This is a genomic window from Paenibacillus sp. P4_E11 (genome assembly GCF_056401635.1).
This window is the reverse complement of the sequence record NZ_JBFUIX010000597.1, coordinates 1-869: the sequence shown is the minus strand read 5'-3', so window position 1 is coordinate 869 and position 869 is coordinate 1. Positions and strand designations below refer to the sequence as shown.

Annotated in this window: 1 protein-coding gene; it reads right to left on the bottom strand. The window is 44.8% G+C overall.

Annotation, left to right across the window (positions count from 1 at the left end; translation table 11 throughout):
- Positions 1-869 (bottom strand): helix-turn-helix domain-containing protein (locus AC1DWB_RS36325; RefSeq protein ID WP_477545896.1); only part of this gene is annotated, 869 nt, incomplete at both ends.

The window sequence follows — 869 nt, the reverse complement described above, 5'->3', positions numbered from 1 at the left end:
ATATTGCCCTGGCGTGATAGCTTCAGCTTTGCGAAAGATACGAATGAAATTTTGCGGAATTTTATAGCCCACCATGCCGGCAATTTCCGAAATCTTCAGATCGGTTTCAATCAGCCATTTCTTAGCCATCGTCATGCGGTATTGAATCAAATAATCACTGAAATTAGTCCCTGTCTCCGTGCGAAAAACCCGTTTCAAATAATTAGCATGATAATTCAAACGTCTGGAACAGACCTCTAATGTCAACTCGGTATGATAACTATCGTGAATAATCGCTAATACTTGCTCGGAGATATTCTTGAATTGGTGCTCCCTGTCACTCTCGAACATTCTTATGATCGTGAGCAGCAGGTTCTGGAACCAGGACTCCGTTTCTTTCTTCGTCTTGAGTTCGAAGATTTGATCCAGGCTCGTTTTGGCATCGATCGTCGATTCTACACCCGACTCTTTCTGACTTTCCATGAGGCGAATCAGGTCAGTAAACAACCGCAATAGCGACAGCTGATAAGTCCGGATTTCTACAGGAGGTTTCGTGATCTCGTTCATGAATTGACTTAATAGGCCAATGGCTGTATCCGCCATCCCGAGCTTAATAGCATCGATCAGATCACTTTCGATTCGATCCGGGTAGGCGGGCTGGTGCTGGCCTTGCGGCCTAACGTCATCGATAAATAAGACTGATTCCTGACCGATCATTAAGGTGTATTGCAGCGCTTCAAGGCTTTCCCCATAAGCCTTGACCGTATCTTCCAAGCTCACATAAGGCCGACTAATCCCAATGCTTACTTGAAGATTCAACACTTCCTTAATCGTTCTCTGTAGATGTTCGGCCAATTGTAAAAGTTCACTTCTGGTGTTGTCCGTTAGGG